This is a genomic window from Deinococcus sp. (genome assembly GCF_025362455.1).
Lineage (GTDB): Bacteria > Deinococcota > Deinococci > Deinococcales > Deinococcaceae > Deinococcus.
In genome coordinates, this window is record NZ_JANYGJ010000091.1 from 25,907 (window position 1) to 41,843 (window position 15,937).

Annotated in this window: 15 protein-coding genes; 5 read left to right on the top strand and 10 right to left on the bottom strand. The window is 64.8% G+C overall.

Translation table 11 applies throughout. The features are described from left to right. Positions 1-67 precede the first annotated feature (67 nt). Positions 68-1,201, top strand: coding sequence for a citrate/2-methylcitrate synthase (locus Q0R23_RS06605; protein ID WP_293911618.1), 1,134 nt, complete (start codon positions 68-70; stop codon positions 1,199-1,201). A gap of 91 nt (positions 1,202-1,292) precedes the next feature. Here Q0R23_RS06605 and Q0R23_RS06610 read toward each other — a convergent pair whose 3' ends face one another. The 5 genes from Q0R23_RS06610 to Q0R23_RS06630 all read right to left on the bottom strand — a co-directional run bounded on the left by Q0R23_RS06610 (position 1,293) and on the right by Q0R23_RS06630 (position 5,868). Next, a complete protein-coding gene (locus tag Q0R23_RS06610) occupies positions 1,293-2,438 on the bottom strand; it encodes a CAP domain-containing protein (protein ID WP_293911619.1) in 1,146 nt (381 codons plus the stop codon). Between the two features lie 359 nt (positions 2,439-2,797). Continuing rightward, complete coding sequence (locus tag Q0R23_RS06615) at positions 2,798-3,250, bottom strand: hypothetical protein (RefSeq protein WP_293911621.1); 453 nt, start codon at positions 3,248-3,250, stop codon at positions 2,798-2,800. Between the two features lie 241 nt (positions 3,251-3,491). Next, positions 3,492-4,277, bottom strand: a complete 786-nt coding sequence (locus tag Q0R23_RS06620) for a stage 0 sporulation family protein (protein WP_293911622.1) — start codon at positions 4,275-4,277, stop codon at positions 3,492-3,494. 266 nt (positions 4,278-4,543) lie between these two features. Continuing rightward, positions 4,544-5,278 (bottom strand): YebC/PmpR family DNA-binding transcriptional regulator, encoded by a 735-nt coding sequence (locus tag Q0R23_RS06625; protein WP_293911624.1) that lies wholly within the window; start codon positions 5,276-5,278, stop codon positions 4,544-4,546. A 53-nt stretch (positions 5,279-5,331) separates the two neighbouring features. Continuing rightward, the gene (locus Q0R23_RS06630) at positions 5,332-5,868 is read right to left on the bottom strand and encodes a hypothetical protein (protein WP_293911625.1); all 537 of its coding nucleotides are present in this window, start codon (positions 5,866-5,868) and stop codon (positions 5,332-5,334) included. A 130-nt stretch (positions 5,869-5,998) separates the two neighbouring features. On the opposite strand from Q0R23_RS06630, the gene Q0R23_RS06635 reads away from it, so the two are divergent. Together Q0R23_RS06635 and era are read left to right on the top strand one after the other, a co-directional pair. Then, positions 5,999-7,297 carry a DUF2330 domain-containing protein gene (locus tag Q0R23_RS06635; RefSeq protein ID WP_293911627.1) on the top strand — a complete coding sequence of 433 codons (1,299 nt, stop codon included), beginning with the start codon at positions 5,999-6,001 and terminating at the stop codon, positions 7,295-7,297. A 141-nt stretch (positions 7,298-7,438) separates the two neighbouring features. Further along, positions 7,439-8,356 carry a GTPase Era gene (era, locus tag Q0R23_RS06640; RefSeq protein WP_293911628.1) on the top strand — a complete coding sequence of 306 codons (918 nt, stop codon included), beginning with the start codon at positions 7,439-7,441 and terminating at the stop codon, positions 8,354-8,356. On the opposite strand, the gene Q0R23_RS06645 is transcribed toward era, so the two are convergent. The 4 genes from Q0R23_RS06645 to Q0R23_RS06660 all read right to left on the bottom strand — a co-directional run bounded on the left by Q0R23_RS06645 (position 8,347) and on the right by Q0R23_RS06660 (position 12,009). Beyond that, complete coding sequence (locus Q0R23_RS06645) at positions 8,347-8,832, bottom strand: hypothetical protein (protein ID WP_293911629.1); 486 nt, start codon at positions 8,830-8,832, stop codon at positions 8,347-8,349. The two genes, era and Q0R23_RS06645, sit on opposite strands and share 10 nt — an antisense overlap. A gap of 65 nt (positions 8,833-8,897) precedes the next feature. Beyond that, positions 8,898-9,671: an ABC transporter permease gene (locus Q0R23_RS06650; RefSeq protein ID WP_293911630.1), complete on the bottom strand. Its 774-nt coding sequence runs from the start codon at positions 9,669-9,671 to the stop codon at positions 8,898-8,900. 136 nt (positions 9,672-9,807) lie between these two features. Then, the gene (locus Q0R23_RS06655) at positions 9,808-10,767 is read right to left on the bottom strand and encodes an ABC transporter ATP-binding protein (RefSeq protein WP_293911631.1); all 960 of its coding nucleotides are present in this window, start codon (positions 10,765-10,767) and stop codon (positions 9,808-9,810) included. 582 nt (positions 10,768-11,349) lie between these two features. Beyond that, positions 11,350-12,009 (bottom strand): PIG-L deacetylase family protein, encoded by a 660-nt coding sequence (locus Q0R23_RS06660; RefSeq protein ID WP_293911632.1) that lies wholly within the window; start codon positions 12,007-12,009, stop codon positions 11,350-11,352. 59 nt (positions 12,010-12,068) lie between these two features. Between Q0R23_RS06660 and Q0R23_RS06665 the strand changes: the two genes are divergently transcribed. Then, positions 12,069-13,235, top strand: a complete 1,167-nt coding sequence (locus Q0R23_RS06665) for an A24 family peptidase (RefSeq protein WP_293911633.1) — start codon at positions 12,069-12,071, stop codon at positions 13,233-13,235. A 443-nt stretch (positions 13,236-13,678) separates the two neighbouring features. On the opposite strand, the gene Q0R23_RS06670 is transcribed toward Q0R23_RS06665, so the two are convergent. Beyond that, on the bottom strand, positions 13,679-15,247 hold the full coding sequence (locus tag Q0R23_RS06670) for a serine hydrolase (RefSeq protein WP_293911634.1): 1,569 nt from the start codon (positions 15,245-15,247) through the stop codon (positions 13,679-13,681). A gap of 123 nt (positions 15,248-15,370) precedes the next feature. Here Q0R23_RS06670 and Q0R23_RS06675 point away from each other — a divergent pair, with 123 nt between their 5' ends. Beyond that, on the top strand, positions 15,371-15,883 hold the full coding sequence (locus tag Q0R23_RS06675) for a hypothetical protein (RefSeq protein ID WP_293911635.1): 513 nt from the start codon (positions 15,371-15,373) through the stop codon (positions 15,881-15,883). Positions 15,884-15,937 lie beyond the last annotated feature (54 nt).

Below are 15,937 nucleotides of genomic sequence, written 5' to 3' on the forward strand. Positions count from 1 at the left end.
CGTTCCCCTCACCGTGACAGACAGGCTCCTGTGGGGCGCTCAGGCCGGGTGATAGACTCTTTGCACTATGACTGACATCGCCAAAGGGCTTGAAGGCGTCCTGTTTACCGAGTCCAAGCTGACCTTCATCAACGGCACCGAGGGCATTCTCACGCACCTGGGCATTCCGATTCAGGAGTGGGCCGAGAAGAGCACCTTCGAGGAACTCAGCTTTGCGCTGCTGCACGCCAGGCTGCCCAGCGCCGCCGAGTTGGCCAGATTCGACGCCCAGCTCCGGGCCAACAGAGAGGCCCCGGCCAAGCTGCTCGCCGAGATCGCCAGCTTCCCCAGAGGTGTCCACCCGATGCAGGCGCTGCGCACGGCGGTCAGCTACCTGGGCTTATTCGACGCCCAGGCCGAGGAGGTGAGCGAGGAGGTTAGATACGCCATCAGCCTGCGGATGATCGCCCAGTTCTCGACCATTATTGCCGCGATTGCCCGCGCCCGTGACGGCTATGCTGTCGTGGCGCCCCGCCTGGACCTGACGCACGCCGCCAACTTCCTGTACATGCTGACCGGCAAGGAGCCGACCACCGAGCAGGCCCGGCTCTTCGACATCGCGCTGGTGCTGCACGCCGACCACGGCATGAACGCCAGCACCTTCACGGCGATTGCCACGGCCAGCACGCTGAGCGACCTGTACTCCTGCGTGGTGTCGGCCATCGGGGCGCTCAAGGGGCCGCTGCACGGCGGCGCCAACGAGGCGGTCATGGACATGCTCGACGAGGTGGGCACGCCCGACAAGGCCGCCGAGTACATCAGCGGTAAGCTCGACCGCAAGGAAAAGATCATGGGCGTGGGTCACCGCGTCTACAAGTATTTCGATCCCCGTAGCCGGGTGCTGCGCGACTACGCCGAGCACGTCGCCAACAAGCAGGGCAAGAGCACCTATTACCAGATTCTGGAAACCATCGAGAAGACCGTCGTGGACCGCATCGGCTCCAAGGGCATCTATCCGAACGTGGATTTCTACAGCGGCACGGTGTACTCCGACCTGGGCATCAAAAGGGAACTGTTCACGCCGATCTTCGCGCTGGCCCGCATCAGCGGCTGGTGCGCTTCCGTCATCGAGTACACCCGCGATAACCGGCTGCTGCGCCCCGACGCGGTATACAGCGGCGCCACCGATCAGCATTACGTGGAGTTGAAAGACCGCCAGTAGGCGGCGAAGGCGAACGCTACCGCCTGGTCCAGCTCAAACATGACAAAGGCCGGAGGCGACGTCTACGCTTCCGGCCCTGTGCTGGCGTCGCTCAGCGCGGCTTGCCGAAGTCCTGCACCCAGTAGTGGTTGAGGGTCGAGGTGCCGCCCGCATCGAAGCCGACGCCCAGTTCGGTGTAGGTCGGGTCGAGCATGTCGCGGCAGTGGCCGGGGCTGTTGATCCAGCTCGTGATGACCTGCTGTGGGGTCTGCTGCCCGGCGGCGATGTTCTCGCTGATGGCCCGCCAGAGGTAACCCGCGTTGCTGATGCGGACGTCGAAAGTGCGCCCGTCCTGGCTGGTGTGGCTGAAGTAATTGTGGGCGGCCATGTCGCTGGCGTGCCCCTGGGCCGAGGTGGCCAGCTTGGCGTTCCAGGTGACCGGCGCCGAAGGCCCGAAGGTTTCGCTGCCGCACACGCCGCCACGGGCGCGGGCCTCGTTGGTGAGCTGCAACACCTGCGCCGCGAAATCGGACGGAGCCGGTGCTGGCGTCGGGACAGGTGCGGGACTCGGTGCTGGGGCAGGCGCAGGAGTGGGCACTGGGGCAGGCGCGGGCGCTGGTGCAGGTGCCGGGGTGGGCGCAGGAGCTGGGGCGGGAGCTGGTACAGGAACGGGAGCTGGTACAGGAACGGGAGCCGGTACAGGAACGGGAGCTGGTGTGGGCGCTGGTACAGGAGCGGGCACGGGTGCCGGAGCCGGTGCGGGCGCTGGTACTGGCTTGGGCGCTACGGCGACAGGCGCGGACTGCACCGTCACCTGGAAGGTATAGGTTTTCTCCGGATGGGCGACCTCGACGATCTTCACGCTGGTCTGGCCCGCCTGCTTGGCCGTTACCAAACCGCCGGACGTCACCGAGACCACGTTGGGGTCGCCCACGGTCCAGGTCAGCGCGTCGGGGGCGGGGGCCACGGTCTGGCCGCCCAGGCTCAGCAGCAGTTGCTGGCTGTCGCCCACCGTCATGACCAGGTTGGCGGGCAGCTTGCTGGTGTCGAGGTGGGATGCGGGCGCAGTATCTGCCGGAACCGTGTTGGTCGGGGCCGTGTTGGCCGGGACCGTGTTGATCGGTGCCGCGCTGGCCGGGGCAGCGCTTTCGGGGGCCGCCGCCTTCGACGTGCCGGGCAGCAGAGTGGATTGTTGTCCGCAGGCGGTCAGTGCCAGCGAGACCATCACCAGAAGCAGGGCACGTTTCGGGTTCGTCATGACCGTATGGTAAAGAAACTCAACTTACAGAATCCAGTCATGGAAACCTCCGAAAACGCCGATTTTCGTGAAACTTTTCAAAAATTCCTGACAGGTTTATGACAATTTTGTCAATTTCACGGTAACGTTCTGACCGCACCCCGTTTTTCCGAGTAACCTGATACTACCGTTCGACATTAACGTTGTATGGCAATCCGGAATAATCGGATATTGGTATGGTGCAGCGGCCAGATCGTCGAGGTGCTGGGACACGAAAAAACCTTGCCAGGCGGTCAGGCAGGCCCAGGCAGGGAGTCGGGTCAAGAATTGCGGCGGTCCGCGAGTGCCGGATACGCGGGTCGGGTGCCCTGGCCAGACGTTCAGGCTTTCATGCCCCCGCTGCCCTGCAAGGTGCGCTCCACGGCCTCGGTAATCTCGGTCTCAAAGCGGCGCAGATGCTCGCGCAGCCGCCGGAGTTCCACGCCGTCGAGGTCGGGCAGCCACAACACGCTGCGGCCCAGCACGGCGAAGGCGACCCGTTCCTCGTCTTCCTCGTCTTCCACCGGGTCGAGCATCAAGGTGCCGTAATCCAGACCCTGATTCATCAGGTTCATGCCCACCAGCACATCGGCCACGGCGTCTTCCTCGACATACAGATCGAGATCGAGGTGCAGCCGCACCAGCACGCCGCCCTGTTCGTCGGATTCGGCAAACAGCGCCACCCGTGATTCGCCGTCGTGGACCATCGCTCCGTCTTCGAGCAGCTCCACGCTCAGCCCGCTGCCCTTCAGGGACGCCACGATGCGGTGCAGCTCGCTTGAAATGCTGGTCATGCGGCGAAGTATAGCGCCTGCGTGGCCCTGGATTGGCAGCGGAAACGCTGTTGAAAACGGCTTTTTCTGAGTCCGAAAGTCATACCGAACGGTCCTGATTCCAGGCCGTCAGTCGGCAGCGCCCGGTGGGTTTGCTCCGTCCAAAACGGTACCGATTTGAGGGCGACGGCTTCCTGGCCAGCACGGCTCTTTGTCGTGCGCCCTTGAGGACGCCACTCCTCCCCTCGACGACGCTCGCTACTCAGTCTTTCTTGCCCGCTGGCTTGCTGGCGCTAGCCCCGCCCGGCGCCGGTCCCAGGGCCGAGACCGGCACGCCCTGCATGTACCCGGCCCCGGCCTCGCCCAGCACGTCCACGGTGTTGGTCAGCGGGTGCAGCTTGACCACCTTGCCGCAGGCGCCGGACTCGGTATGGCACACGCGGGCGTTCTTGCGCGGCATCTCGCGCAGCAGCTCGGTGTACTGGGTGTGCTCGAATTGCAGGCAGCACAACAGGCGCCCACACGGCCCGCTGAGTTTTTCGGGATTCAGCGGGAGCTGCTGGTCGCGGGCCATCCGGATGCTGACCGGCGCGAAGTCCTGAAGGTGGTGCGACGAGCAGTTTTCCCGCCCGCAGGCGCCCAGCGCCCCGATGATCTGCGCCTGCTCACGCGGCCCGATGGCCACGAAGTTGACCCTGGCACGGGTCTGCTCACGCACGTCCTGAATCAGCGCACCGAGTTCCAGGCGCTCCTCGGCGCTGTAGCTGACGGTCAGCAGGGCGCCGTCGAGGGTAAATTCCATCGCCACGATCTTGACCGGCAATTTGCGGTCACGGGCGCGGACGCGCAGCAGCCATTTGAGATCCTCGCCCTCGGCTTCCAGCTTGGCCCAGGCGCTCAGGTCGTCGGGGCTGGCGGCACGCAGAATCATGCCGTAGCGCCCGCTGCCTTCCGGCTCGGCCTCGGCGCGAATGGTGGCGACCTCCGGGCCGCGTTTGCCCTGCACCACCACCACGCTGCCCACTGCGTGAGCTTGTTCGGTGAGCATGTAGTGCAGCTTGGGGCTGCGTTCAAATCGAATCGGCTGCATCAGCATGGTGCCCTAAGATGGCACGGCGCGGCGGGCTGGTGTGAGTGAGGCGGTCACGAAGGGGGGAGATGGGGGCGCGGGAGGCGGTGCGCGGGAAGTGCAGGGCGTGAGGTGGACTGGAGCGGGCTGGGCCGTCCGGAGATCCTTCGCGGCGCTCAGGATGACAGCAGGGGGATGGGCCAACGGGCAGCGTTCCTGCCACAGACATGGCATTTCTTCCCGTATCAGCCCTCGTAGTCTTCCGGAAAGTCGGCGTTGGAATACACGTTCTGCACGTCGTCCAGGTCTTCGAGGGCCTCGATCAGCACCATCAGCTTGCGGGCGTCATCGGTGTTCACGCTCACCGTGTTGCTGGGCACGCGGCTGAGTTGGGCACTCTCGACCTTGAAGCCCTGGGCGCCCAGGCCCTCCGAGACGGCATACAGCTCAGTTGGCGCGGTGCTGATTTCCAGGCCGTCCTCGCCGTCTTGCATGTCCTCGGCGCCGAGTTCGATGGCGGCTTCCTGGGCGGCCTCCGAGTTTACGGGCAGGTAGATCACGCCCTTGTTTTCAAACTGCCAGGCCACCGAGCCGCTGTTGCCCAGGCTGCCGCCGCGCTTGTTGAACACGTTGCGGACCTCGGCCACCGTGCGGGTCACGTTATCGGTCAGGGTTTCGATATAAATCGCCGTGCCGCCCGGCCCGTAGCCCTCGTAGACGGCTTCCTTGTAGTCGGCGGCCCCGGCCTCACCGCCCAAGGCGCGCTTGATGGCGCTGTCGATATTGTCCACCGGCACCGTGTCGGTCTTGGCCGCCGCGATGACGTTTTTCAGGCTGAGATTGCCCGACGGATCACCGCTGCCGCCCGACCTGACCGCCGCCGTGATGGCCCGCAGGTGCTTGCTGATGACGGCTGAGCGCTTCTTGTCGTTGGCGCCTTTTTTGCGCTTGATCTGAGACCATTTACTGTGTCCGGCCATAGTGTTCCGGAGTGTAGCTCATGAAGTCGGCGGCTGGGTAGCGCGGGCGCGGCTCACTTCAGGCGCTTGATGGTGCAGCTTCCGCTCTTCAGGCCCCACGTTCGGGCGGCGCTGAGCAGTTCATCCGGCGTTTTCGGGGGGTGCTGGACGGCAGAGGCGGGAATCAGGCTGTTTTGCGCCTGAAGCTCGGCGTTGCTCCGCGCGGAAATCAGAATGCCGCGCAGGCCCTTGCCGTCCGGCAGGCCCAGACACAGCAGGACTGGCACGGTGTAGTCGTAGGGCCTGGCCGCCACGAAAAACAGGGCTGGGTCGACATTGACGGCCAGCGCCATGCCCAGCGCGGGCTGATAACTCAATGTTCCCTGACCGGCAGCGAAACTCCAGTGGTCTCTGGAAGAGGCCGCCGCCCGGCCCAGGCTCAGGCTGTAGCTTACCGGCTGGCCTGCGCTGCCCCTCCCCGTCACCCGCCAGGTCTGCCCCGGCTGAAACAGCGAGTCGGCAGGCAGTACCGCGCCTCCCACACCTCCGGCCAGCGCTGAGGCGGTTAGGGTTGCGGCAAGGGTCAGCAGGCTGGGCACACTCAGGCGCATGGGTTCAGCATAACGCGGCTGGTGGTGTGGCCAAGCCATCAACAGATCAGGCAGTCAACAACTCAAAAAGTACATTTTTTCACACTGCTCCGCTATGCTGAGTCAATTCGTCCCACCCGGAGGCCACACTATGTCCAGATTCAAGCGGCGCACCATCTCCCTGCTCGGCCTGGCGCTGGCGTCCACTGTTTTGATTTCACAGGCGGCGGCCTTTTGCGGGTTTTTCGTCTCCAAGGGCGGCGGCCAACTGTTCAACCGCAGCTCTCAGGTCGTCATCGCCCGCGACGGCAACCGCAGCGTATTCACCATGATGAACGACTACCAGGGTGACGTGAAGGACTTTGCCCGCATCGTGCCGGTACCGGTGGTGCCCCGGCGCCAGGACATCCGTATCGGCGACCCCAGCGTCATCAAAAAGCTCGACGCCTACAGCGCCCCCCGGCTGGTGGAGTATTTCGACGAGAATCCCTGTGCGCCGCAGGTAAAGTACGAGAAACTGCAAGACGCCGCGCCAGGTGCAGCGGCGCCCACCTCAGCCACCTCGGCCCGCGCTGGCGCCCTCGGCGTCAAGGTCGAGGCCAGCTACCAGGTCGGCGAGTACGACATCGTGATTCTCAGCGCCAAACAGCAGACCGGGCTCGCCACCTACCTGCGCGGCGAGGGCTATCAGCTTCCGCCCGGAGCCGACGAGATGCTGGGCGGCTACATCAAAGGCGGCATGAAGTTTTTTGTCGTGCGGGTGAACATGCAGCGCTTCGATAAAAGCGGCGGCGGTTTCCTGAACCCGATTGTGCTGAGCTACACCTCCGAAAAGTTCACGTTGCCGATGCGCCTGGGCACGCTGAATTCGCCCGGCGAACAGGACCTGACGGTGTATCTGCTCTCGCCGCAGGGCCGGGTCGAAACCAGCAACTACCGCACGGCCCCGGTCCCCACCGACAAGGACGTTCCGGAGATAGTCGAGCCGCAGTTCGCCGCCTTTTACCGTCACGTCTTCAAGAAAGCTTACGAGCGCGAGGGCAAGAACGTGGCCCTGCTCGAATACGCCTGGAACAGCAACAACTGCGATCCCTGCGCCGGGGAGCCGCCCAACGCCGCCGAGCTGAAGGAAGCCGGGGTATTCTGGCCTCAGCAGGGCAACCCCCAGCAGGGCAACGGGGAAGATGGCAGGCCCGTGTTCCTGACCCGCCTGCACGTGCGCTACACCAAGGCGACGTTTCCCGAAGACCTCAAATTCAAGGTGACGGACAACCAGGACAACTTTCAGGGCCGCTACGTGCTGCGCCGCCCCTACAAGGGAAGTGACAAGTGCGAGGCCACGCGGGGCTACCAGGCCGACCTGAAACGCCGCAGCGAGCAGCAGGCGCAGACGCTGGCCAACCTGACCGGCTGGGACGTGAACCACATCCGGCAGCGAATGGGAGAATAAGTAAGGCTTGTGGCGCGTGGCTTGTGGCTTGTGGGAACAGATGGGGAGTGGGAAGTGGGGAGTGGGGGAGATGGGAGCCGTTTATTCACCCGCCTCTCGGCTTCTCTTTCTCATCTGCTCCGGCGTGAGACAATAACCGTTATGACCGAGTTTTCATCCAACACCGATTCGCCCACCCGCTCCGGGTTCGTGGCGATCATCGGCAAGCCCAACGTGGGCAAAAGTACCCTCCTGAATGCCTTCCTGGGCGTCAAAGTCGCGCCGACCAGCCCGCGCCCGCAGACCACCCGCAAGGGCGTGCGCGGCATCTACACCACCGACGAGGCGCAGCTCGTGTTCGTGGACACGCCCGGCGTCCACAAGCCCAAAGACGCCATGGGCAAGTACATGCAGGGCGAGGTCAACACCGCGCTGGCCGACGTGGACGCGGTGATCTGGGTCGTGGACCTGCGCCACCCGCCCACCGACGAGGACAAGATGGTCGCCCGCCAGATCCGCGAGTTGCCCAAACCGCTGACCCTGGTGGGCAATAAAACCGACATCGCCAAGTACCCCGACGAGGCCATGAAGCTCTACCGCGCCCTGCTCGAAGGCCGCGCCGAACTGAGCGAGGTGATGCTGAGCGCCCAGAACAACCCGACCCGCGTGCTGGAACTGCGCGATCAGCTCCTGGCCAGCCTGCCGGAAAATCCCTTCTTCTTTCCGCGCGGCGCCAGCAGTGACCAGAGCCGCGAGCAGTGGGCCGCCGAGATCATCCGCGAGGAGGCCATGAAAAAGCTGCGCGACGAGCTGCCGTATGCCGTCGCCACGCGAGTCAATTCATGGACCGAGCGCGACGACGGCCTGCAACGCATCGAGGGCGAGATCGTGGTCGAGAAGAACGCCCACAAGGGCATGGTCATCGGCGCGGGCGGCAAGCAACTGCGCGAGATCGGCCAGGCCGCGCGTAAACAGCTCGAAGTGTTCCTGAATCACAAGGTTTATTTGGGCCTTCAGGTCATCGTCATCAACGGCTGGCGCGAGGATGTGGAGGCGCTGCGCGAACTGGGCTACGAGTGAGGTAAGCGCTCATGACGGTTGGGTGCCAAACTGACGTAGACGACCGTGACTTCAACAGGATCGGGCGTCTGAAGCAGCTCTGTGTTTGGCCCATCAGTCACCAGAGCGGCGACAGAAACGCTGGTGCCGGTAGTTAACGTCGTCGGGAGGATCGCGGTGTAACGCTGATTGCCGTCGAGGAAGGTCTCATTCCAGTTTGGGGCTGTCTTGAATACCTGACCGCCAGAAACAACATAAAAACTCTGAATACTGACGTTGGAGGCCAGGTGAGGACTGCCATTCAACAGCACGACGAGGCTGGTCTTGCCAGGTTTGTTCCCGCTATTGACCACCACTACACTTAACGTGACCACCGAACTGCCCAGAGTAATAAAGTGTGGCGCTGCCGAAACCTGATCGACAGTACGTGAGGGCAGAGGAACAGTGCTACAACCGGTTAGTATTATGACCGCGAGCCCAACGCCAACTTTTTTCACTATCAAACAATAGCATTACGGGCAAGGCCATCCGTATGTCTTGCCCGCACTCATCTCACTTCTGTTTACAGATCGCGTTTCTCGAAGGCGAAGACGGCCATCACCGAAAAGCCGATGGTGTAGATAATCATCAGGATGATCGGCTGGCCGATGTCGCCCTGGCGCGTATACAGGTCGAGGTAAGTGGTAATCAGGATTTTCTGGAGCGCCTCTGGGAAGACCACCAGCAGGGTCATGATGTTGATGGTCGCCAGGGTCGCCAGCGCCGCCGCCGCCGTGCTGAGGTAGATGACGGCGAACAGTACCGCCAGCGCCGCAATCGGCATCAGTGACAGCGCCGCCAGCAGGTAGGCGCGGGCCACCTCGGCGAAGGCCGCGCCGCTGCTCAGCTCGCCCACACCCACGAACAGGCCGGGGCCGATGCCGGTGCCGCCGGTAAAATCGCCGAAGCCGAAGCGGGCGCCCGCGATCAGGCTGCCGAAAAACAGGATGGTCAGCAAGATGGCCGGGTACAGCAGCGCCGTTATCAGCTTGGCCAGAATGACCCGGCTGCGGTTGACCGGGCGCAAAATCAGCGGCGCCAGCGTGCCCTGGGCGATCTCGGTGCCGATCATCTCGGCGCAGGTCAGGGCGACGAGCAGCGGCAGCAAAAACGGCGCCACGGTTTCCAGGGCCAGGGTCGGCACCTGCCAGCCGCTGACGATAATCAGCTTGTAGATCTCTTTTAAGCGCGGCGCCAGCGGCCAGATCCAGGGCAGCAGCAGGCACAGCACAGCGGCCAGTCGCACGCTGCGCGAACCGAGCAGTTTGCGGAATTCGAGGCTAATTAAAGTCAGCATAAGAACTCCGATTGAGAGGCGCCGAAAACGCCTGAAATCCGACCAACGGAAGGAGGAGCGAGATGCGGATTTCGCGGAGTGAAGCGCATGGAGCGCCCTTTGCGCAAGGTGCCAGGCAGGGCCGAAGTCCGCAGCATCAGTGTTGCTCCACCCGTTCGCGGTAGTACTCGTAGAGGTCAAAGTGATCGGGGCTGGCCTCGAAGACCCGGATGCCGCCCTGCGAGAGTGCGGCCAGGGCGTCGGGCACGCGGGTTTCGCCGCCGATGTGGGCGATGGCGTAGGGTTTGCGGCTGGTCGCCTTGCGCACGAACGGCAGGGCGCTCAGCACGGCGGCGGCCCCCACCTCGTCGTCGACCCGGAAGCGGTAATTGGCCTGGCGGGCACGCAGGTCTACCGTGTCGGCCATACGCCCGCCGGTCAGAATGCCGACGGTGTGGGCGTAGGTGGCGATTTCGCGCAGGTGGTGGGTGCTCAGAATCACCGCGCAGCCGCCCGTCGCCAGGTCGGTCACGATGCGGTGAATCAGCCCGATGCCCAGCGGGTCGAGTCCGGAGGTCGGCTCATCCAGAATCAGCACGCGGGGTTCGGCCAGAATGGCGGCGGCCACGCCCAGCCGTTGCCGCTGGCCCAGCGAGTATTCGCCCACCGGGCGGTCGGCCATGCGGGTGAGTTCGAGCAGCGCCAGCACCTCGCGCACCCGGTCTCTGCTGATTTTTTTGGAGCCGGGCGCCATCGCGGCGAGCTGGGCGTGCATCTGGAGGTTTTGCGAGCCGGAGAACTGCGGGTAGAACTTGGCGGGCGCCTCCACCACCGCGCCCAGGTTGGCCCGCGCACGGGGGCCGTCGTGGTGAATGTCGAGCCCCATCAGCTTGATCTCGCCGCCGCTGGGAAAGGCCAGGCCGGTCATGCAGCGAATCAGCGTGGTTTTACCCGCGCCGTTGGGGCCGGTCAGGGCGTAGACCTCGCCCGGCTTGACCTGAAGCGAGACCTCTTCGAGGATCACCTGGTCGCGGTACTTCTTTTTGAGCCCGCGCACATCGACTGCGGGCAGCGCCGGAGCTTTCGAGGATGAGGCCGGAGAGGAAGATGTCGTCACATTTTCAGAATAAAGGGGGGATTGGGACGGGGTTCTTACACCAAAGAGCTGATAATCCCAGGCTGTCGTCCAGGCTTGAGTGAGGGGCGGACAGCGGCCTAGCGTCGCCAGCGGCGCTGTTCAGGCCAAGAAGCGGGCAGGCGTGCCCAGGCGGACTTGCAAAGCTCCGCAGGAGAGGAGTGGCATCCTCATGGGGACGAGTGGCGTCCTCATGGGCGTCCGTTCACGAGGACAGTCCGTTCACGACGACAGTCCGCTGTGCCCAAGAAGCGGCCTAGCGTCGCCAGCGGCGCTGTTCAGGCCAAGAGGCGGGCAGGCGTGCCCAGGCGCGTCCGTTCTGCCCAAGAAGGCCCGGAAGGTGCCGTTCTGTTCAAGACGCCGCCCCCAAACCTGGGCAACCAAATCTAGGCCGTCACACCCCGCTCAAGCTTGTGCTTGCGCCCCCACGAGCCGTGACAGCCTGGCGTGCCCCGCAGGAGTGAGGCTCACGGCGCGTCCGCTGGCGACGAAACGCGGCCCTGACCAACAAGCCCGCTGCACTCAGGATGTGTAGTCGCAGGCACCCAGCCTCACTCCACCTGCCTATTCCACCTGGTAGAACGTCTCCTCGGTGACGCGCTCCGGGTACTTGCGAATAAAATCCACCGTGCTCAGCGCCTGGGTGCGGTGGCAGGCGATGGCCTGGAGCTTGCGCGTAATAAATCTGCTCACGTCGCGGCGGATGGTGGGCGGTAGCCACAGGGCACGCCACTCCTCGTTTTCGGGCGCCACGTCCGAGGCGTAGTACCACAGCGCCGGGCGCTCGGCCTGCGGCAAGCTGTCCCAGGCGGCTTTCACGGCGCGGTGGGTGGTGACATGGTCCGGGTGGCCGTTGCTGCCGTTGGGCGGAAAGGTCAGCACCGTTTCGGGACGCCAGCGCTGCATGGCGCTGCGGGCGACCTCGATCAGCGCCGTCAGCGGCTGGTCCTGAAGGTACTTGTCGGGAAAGCTCAGGTGCTCGTGGACCTGCACGCCGATCACGTCCAGGCACGCTCGCAGCTCGGTTTCGCGCAGGTCTCCCAGCGCCTGTGGACTGTCGGCCAGGCCCAGGGTGCGCCCCGCCTCGCCCCTGGTCAGGGTGAGGAGACCGACGGTGTGCCCGGCGTGTACATGGTCCATCAGGGTGCCCGCCGCGCCGTACACCTCGTCGTCGGGGTGGGGCACGATCAGCAGGAGTTTCATGGGCGATTTCGGAGCAGTCATGCCGGTCAGGATACGCGCTGTAAGACTCGGCCAAGAGGACGGCGGGTACACTGCCCGGCGTGAATATCGACGTGTTCGTCGCAGTGACGCTGGGCGTGCTGGGCCTGCTGATCGGCTCGTTTTCCAACGTGCTGATCTGGCGGCTGCCCCGTGGCGAAAATATCGCCTTTCCGCCCAGCCACTGCCCCAGGTGCGAGCACCCGCTGGCCGTCCTCGATCTGGTCCCGGTGGCGTCCTGGGTGGCGCTGGGCGGCAAGTGCCGCTACTGCCAGGCGCCGATCACCCCGCGCTACCCCATCATCGAGCTGATTTCGGGGCTGGCGTACCTGGGGCTGGGACTGCTGTTTCCCTTCAGCGCGGTGGGCGCGGGCGTGTTCGGGCTGTGCCTGCTGTTCACCATCTTGCTCGCCTCGTCGGTCATCGACGCCGAAACCTACACCCTGCCCGACGCGCTGACCATTCCCGGCGCCGTCATCGGCGTGCTGTTTGGGCTGGTGCACACTTCCAGCGGCGCGGCCAGCGTCGGCCTGCCCGTCTTCAGCGAGGCCCTGCGCGGCGGCCTGATGGGCGCGGGGCTGCTGGTCACCATCGATTTGCTCGGCTCGTGGATCATGCGGCGCCTCCGTGAAATGCAGTACCCGGAGCAGCCGCTGGGCTACCAGCAGATCGCACTTGGACTCTTTGGCGGGCTCCTCATCGGCGGCCTGTCCGGCAACCTGTGGGCGGCGACACTCGGCGGCCTGGCGCTGGGCGCGGCCTCGACCCTGCTCAACGCAGCCAGCAAACGTACCGTGCGCGTTCCCGAACTGCTGACGGTGGGCGGCTCATTGGTGGGCCTGCCGCTGCTGAGCACGCTGGGCGGCCCGGCCTTCCTGGGTGGTCTGAACGGTGGCCTGGCCGCAGCGGGCGCGGTCAGTCTGCTGGCGGGCACCTACTGGTGGGTCAACGAGAAGGCCATCGACCAGGACGCCCCCGCCGACCCACGGGCGATGGGCTTCGGTGACGTGAAGCTGGCCGCCGTCATCGGCGCCTTCCTGGGCTTTGACAAGCTGGTGCTGACGCTGGCCGTCGCGGTGGTCGCGGGCGCGGTGTTCGGCATCGTGCAAAAGGCCCTGAGAAGCGACAACCGGGTCAAGTTCGGCCCGTTTCTGGCGATTGGGGCGGTGGTGGCGCTGCTGTGGGGCGGATCGTTGATCGCGGCCTACAAGTCGGCGACCGGGTTTTAGGGCAGTACTCCGAATTACGCCACGGGGAAAACAGCCTCCCCGCGCCTCCATTCTGCGTCCTGCTCAGTCAACACTACTCGCTCCGCTCGGTCATAAAAGGGTCTTTTTATGACATCTGCTCTAGGGCACGCCTGGAAGCACCCAGGATGCCAACCAGGGAAGGCCGTCATGCTGAGCTTGCCGAAGCATCTCCCGGCCCCAGCGGACGCAGCGAGCACGACAGGGACTTTTTTGACTGGCCAGGTTTTTGACTGGCCAGGCTCCCAGCCACGTCATACGGGATTAACTTGACTTCGGTGTATACGCGACTGACCCCTCACCCCCTGCGGGAGAGGGGGCCACCGGGCAGCCCCAACGCTTCATGTTCGGGAGTCTTTTCAATTCCGTATCAGACCCTTCGCGGCGTTCCGCTCAGCCCGCTCAGCCCGATCAGCTCAGCCGTCCTATTTCAGCGTTTGCAACAGCCCGGTGTACAGCAGCCCGAAGCGCCTTTCGTCGAGCGGGGCCGCGTTGTTCCAGGTGGCGCTCAGGCAGACGCTGCGCCCGCCCTGGGTGATGATCTGGCTGGTCAGGTTCAGCACGCCGCCCTCGCTGCCGCCTTTGAAGCTGACCGCCCCAAACTGCGCCGGGTCGGCGGCGCCAGGATTGACCTGCATCAGCGGCAGGGCGGCGACCTCGTTCATCAGGCTGCACAGGCGCGTGGTACTCACGAACCACTCGACGCCGGGCGCGACCACCGCGCCGTTGCCGAACAGTTCGGCGGCGGGCAGTGGGGCGGCGGCAAGTTGTGCCAGCACGGCGTTTTTTCCAGCATCGTCGCCCGCCAGGTAGGTACTGAGCAGCGCTTTATTGGCCGGATTTTTCAGCGCGAATAGCTCGCGGGTGCTCGGCACGGCGCCCAGGCCCAGCTTCTGGCCCACACCGCTGCCCCCCACCACCCGCAGCAGCAGATCGGTGGCGGTGTTGTCGCTCTGGGAGATCATCAGGGTCGCCAGGCTCTGCAAGGTCAGCATTGAGCTGTCGGGCCAGGTCTGCAAAAAACCGCTGGGCAGGGACTTGTCGGCGTCCTGAAGCGTGACGACCTCGGCCCAGGCGTGCTTTCCGGCTTTGATCTGGTCTTGTGGCTCGGCCAGGATGCCCAGTTTGAAGGCCGAGGCCACCGCCAGTTTGGCTTCCGGATTCAGGCCGCCCAGCAGCTTGCCGTTCTCAGTCACGGCCACGCTGACCTGGCCGGGCAGAACCTTGAAGGCGTCCACGGCGCTTTGCAGGCTGGGACGCGGCGCGGAAGAGTTGAGACTGGGCGCCCCGACGAACAGACCGGTAAAACGGCCCTGGGCGTCCACGCTCACCCGGTTGACCGGAATGGTGCCCTGGGCGAAGTTGAGCGTTTTGCCGTCCTTACTCACGCCCTGGAAGGCGCCCAGGCCCAGGCCCTGGCGCAGCAGATTGAGCGTGCGGGTCAGCGAGGCTATCGGCGCCATGTTCAGAAATTCCGGTGTGAACCATTCGGCCTGCGGCGCGGCGGCGCGGAAGAGTCGGTCCAGGGCGGCGCTGGCCGGGGTACTGGTTGCTGGGCTGCTGGTTGCTGGGCTGCTGGTTGCTGGTGTGGTGCTGGTTGGCGTAGTCGGAGCCGCCGTCTTCGCTTCCTGACCCTTTAGAAACAGCCCGGTAAACTGCCCCGCCGCATTGAGCTGGGCCGAAACGGTGACCGTGCCGCCCGCGTAGCGCAGCCGGTAGGTGTCCTGGCCCAGCACGTCCACTCCCTGAAAGGCGCCGTACTGCCCCGCGAAGCCCTGAAAGCCGCGCTGCACCTGCCGCAGCTTGCTGGCAAACGCGGGTACGAACCATCTGGGGTCGAGTATGGGCGCCTGGGCCAGCCGGGTCAGTGCCGCCTGGGGCGTGAGTGCTGCTGGGGCCGGGGTCGCCTGAATGGTTCGGGCCAGCGTGGGCAAACTCAGTGAAGCGCTCAGGAGCGCAGGCAGGAGCGCGGCCAGTCGAAGAGGTCGGTTCATGCCGTTGACTATGCCGGAAGTGGGAAGCAAGTTGCCAGAGCTGGTGTTGTCCGCTCACCGGATACGGTGCCCCTACCGGCACTCAGGCTTTACTTCCAGCCGCCTCCTCCCTATGCTGCTTTCATGAAGAAGATGAAGCTGGCTGTGATGTTCGGCACCCTACTGTCTGGCTCGCTGGCTAGCACTGGGCTGGCCGCCCAGCCGAGCAGCGACGCCGCCTCCCTGGCGACCCTGAAGGACGCGGTGCTGTGCTACAGCGCGGAAGTCGAGGTCGACGACGAGCCCGACGAGGCGCTGGGCGATCAGGCCAGGGCCATCATGCTGGAGACCCTGCGCGTCCTGAAGCTCGGAGCCGTGCAGTACGACGACGCCATCAACTGCGACCTGAACCTGGACTTCACCTTCGGCCTGGACGTGGCGGGGGCGCCCAGCCTCTACAACGTGGAGTTGAGTCTGCGAAGCTTCACGGCCCGCGTGGGTGCTACCGAGATCGGCAGCGCCACCATCTGGAGCGACGGCTACTGGGGCGGCGACAAAGACGTCTGGGACCGGGCGACCTACACCAAGCGCATGACCGACACCCTGGGCAAGAGCCTGGCGCAGTTCACCACCGATTACCGCTCGCTTGGTAAGTAGAGGCGCCTGGCAGGGTGAATGAAAATGGCCGGGATTTCGCGTCCCGGCCACCAT

Coding starts and splice junctions, on each gene's coding strand:
- Q0R23_RS06605 (WP_293911618.1), top strand. CDS start 68: ATGACTGACATCGCCAAAGGGCTTGAAGGCGTCCTGTTTACCGAGTCC.
- Q0R23_RS06610 (WP_293911619.1), bottom strand. CDS start 2,438: ATGACGAACCCGAAACGTGCCCTGCTTCTGGTGATGGTCTCGCTGGCA.
- Q0R23_RS06615 (WP_293911621.1), bottom strand. CDS start 3,250: ATGACCAGCATTTCAAGCGAGCTGCACCGCATCGTGGCGTCCCTGAAG.
- Q0R23_RS06620 (WP_293911622.1), bottom strand. CDS start 4,277: ATGCTCACCGAACAAGCTCACGCAGTGGGCAGCGTGGTGGTGGTGCAG.
- Q0R23_RS06625 (WP_293911624.1), bottom strand. CDS start 5,278: ATGGCCGGACACAGTAAATGGTCTCAGATCAAGCGCAAAAAAGGCGCC.
- Q0R23_RS06630 (WP_293911625.1), bottom strand. CDS start 5,868: ATGCGCCTGAGTGTGCCCAGCCTGCTGACCCTTGCCGCAACCCTAACC.
- Q0R23_RS06635 (WP_293911627.1), top strand. CDS start 5,999: ATGTCCAGATTCAAGCGGCGCACCATCTCCCTGCTCGGCCTGGCGCTG.
- era (WP_293911628.1), top strand. CDS start 7,439: ATGACCGAGTTTTCATCCAACACCGATTCGCCCACCCGCTCCGGGTTC.
- Q0R23_RS06650 (WP_293911630.1), bottom strand. CDS start 9,671: ATGCTGACTTTAATTAGCCTCGAATTCCGCAAACTGCTCGGTTCGCGC.
- Q0R23_RS06660 (WP_293911632.1), bottom strand. CDS start 12,009: ATGACTGCTCCGAAATCGCCCATGAAACTCCTGCTGATCGTGCCCCAC.
- Q0R23_RS06670 (WP_293911634.1), bottom strand. CDS start 15,247: ATGAACCGACCTCTTCGACTGGCCGCGCTCCTGCCTGCGCTCCTGAGC.
- Q0R23_RS06675 (WP_293911635.1), top strand. CDS start 15,371: ATGAAGAAGATGAAGCTGGCTGTGATGTTCGGCACCCTACTGTCTGGC.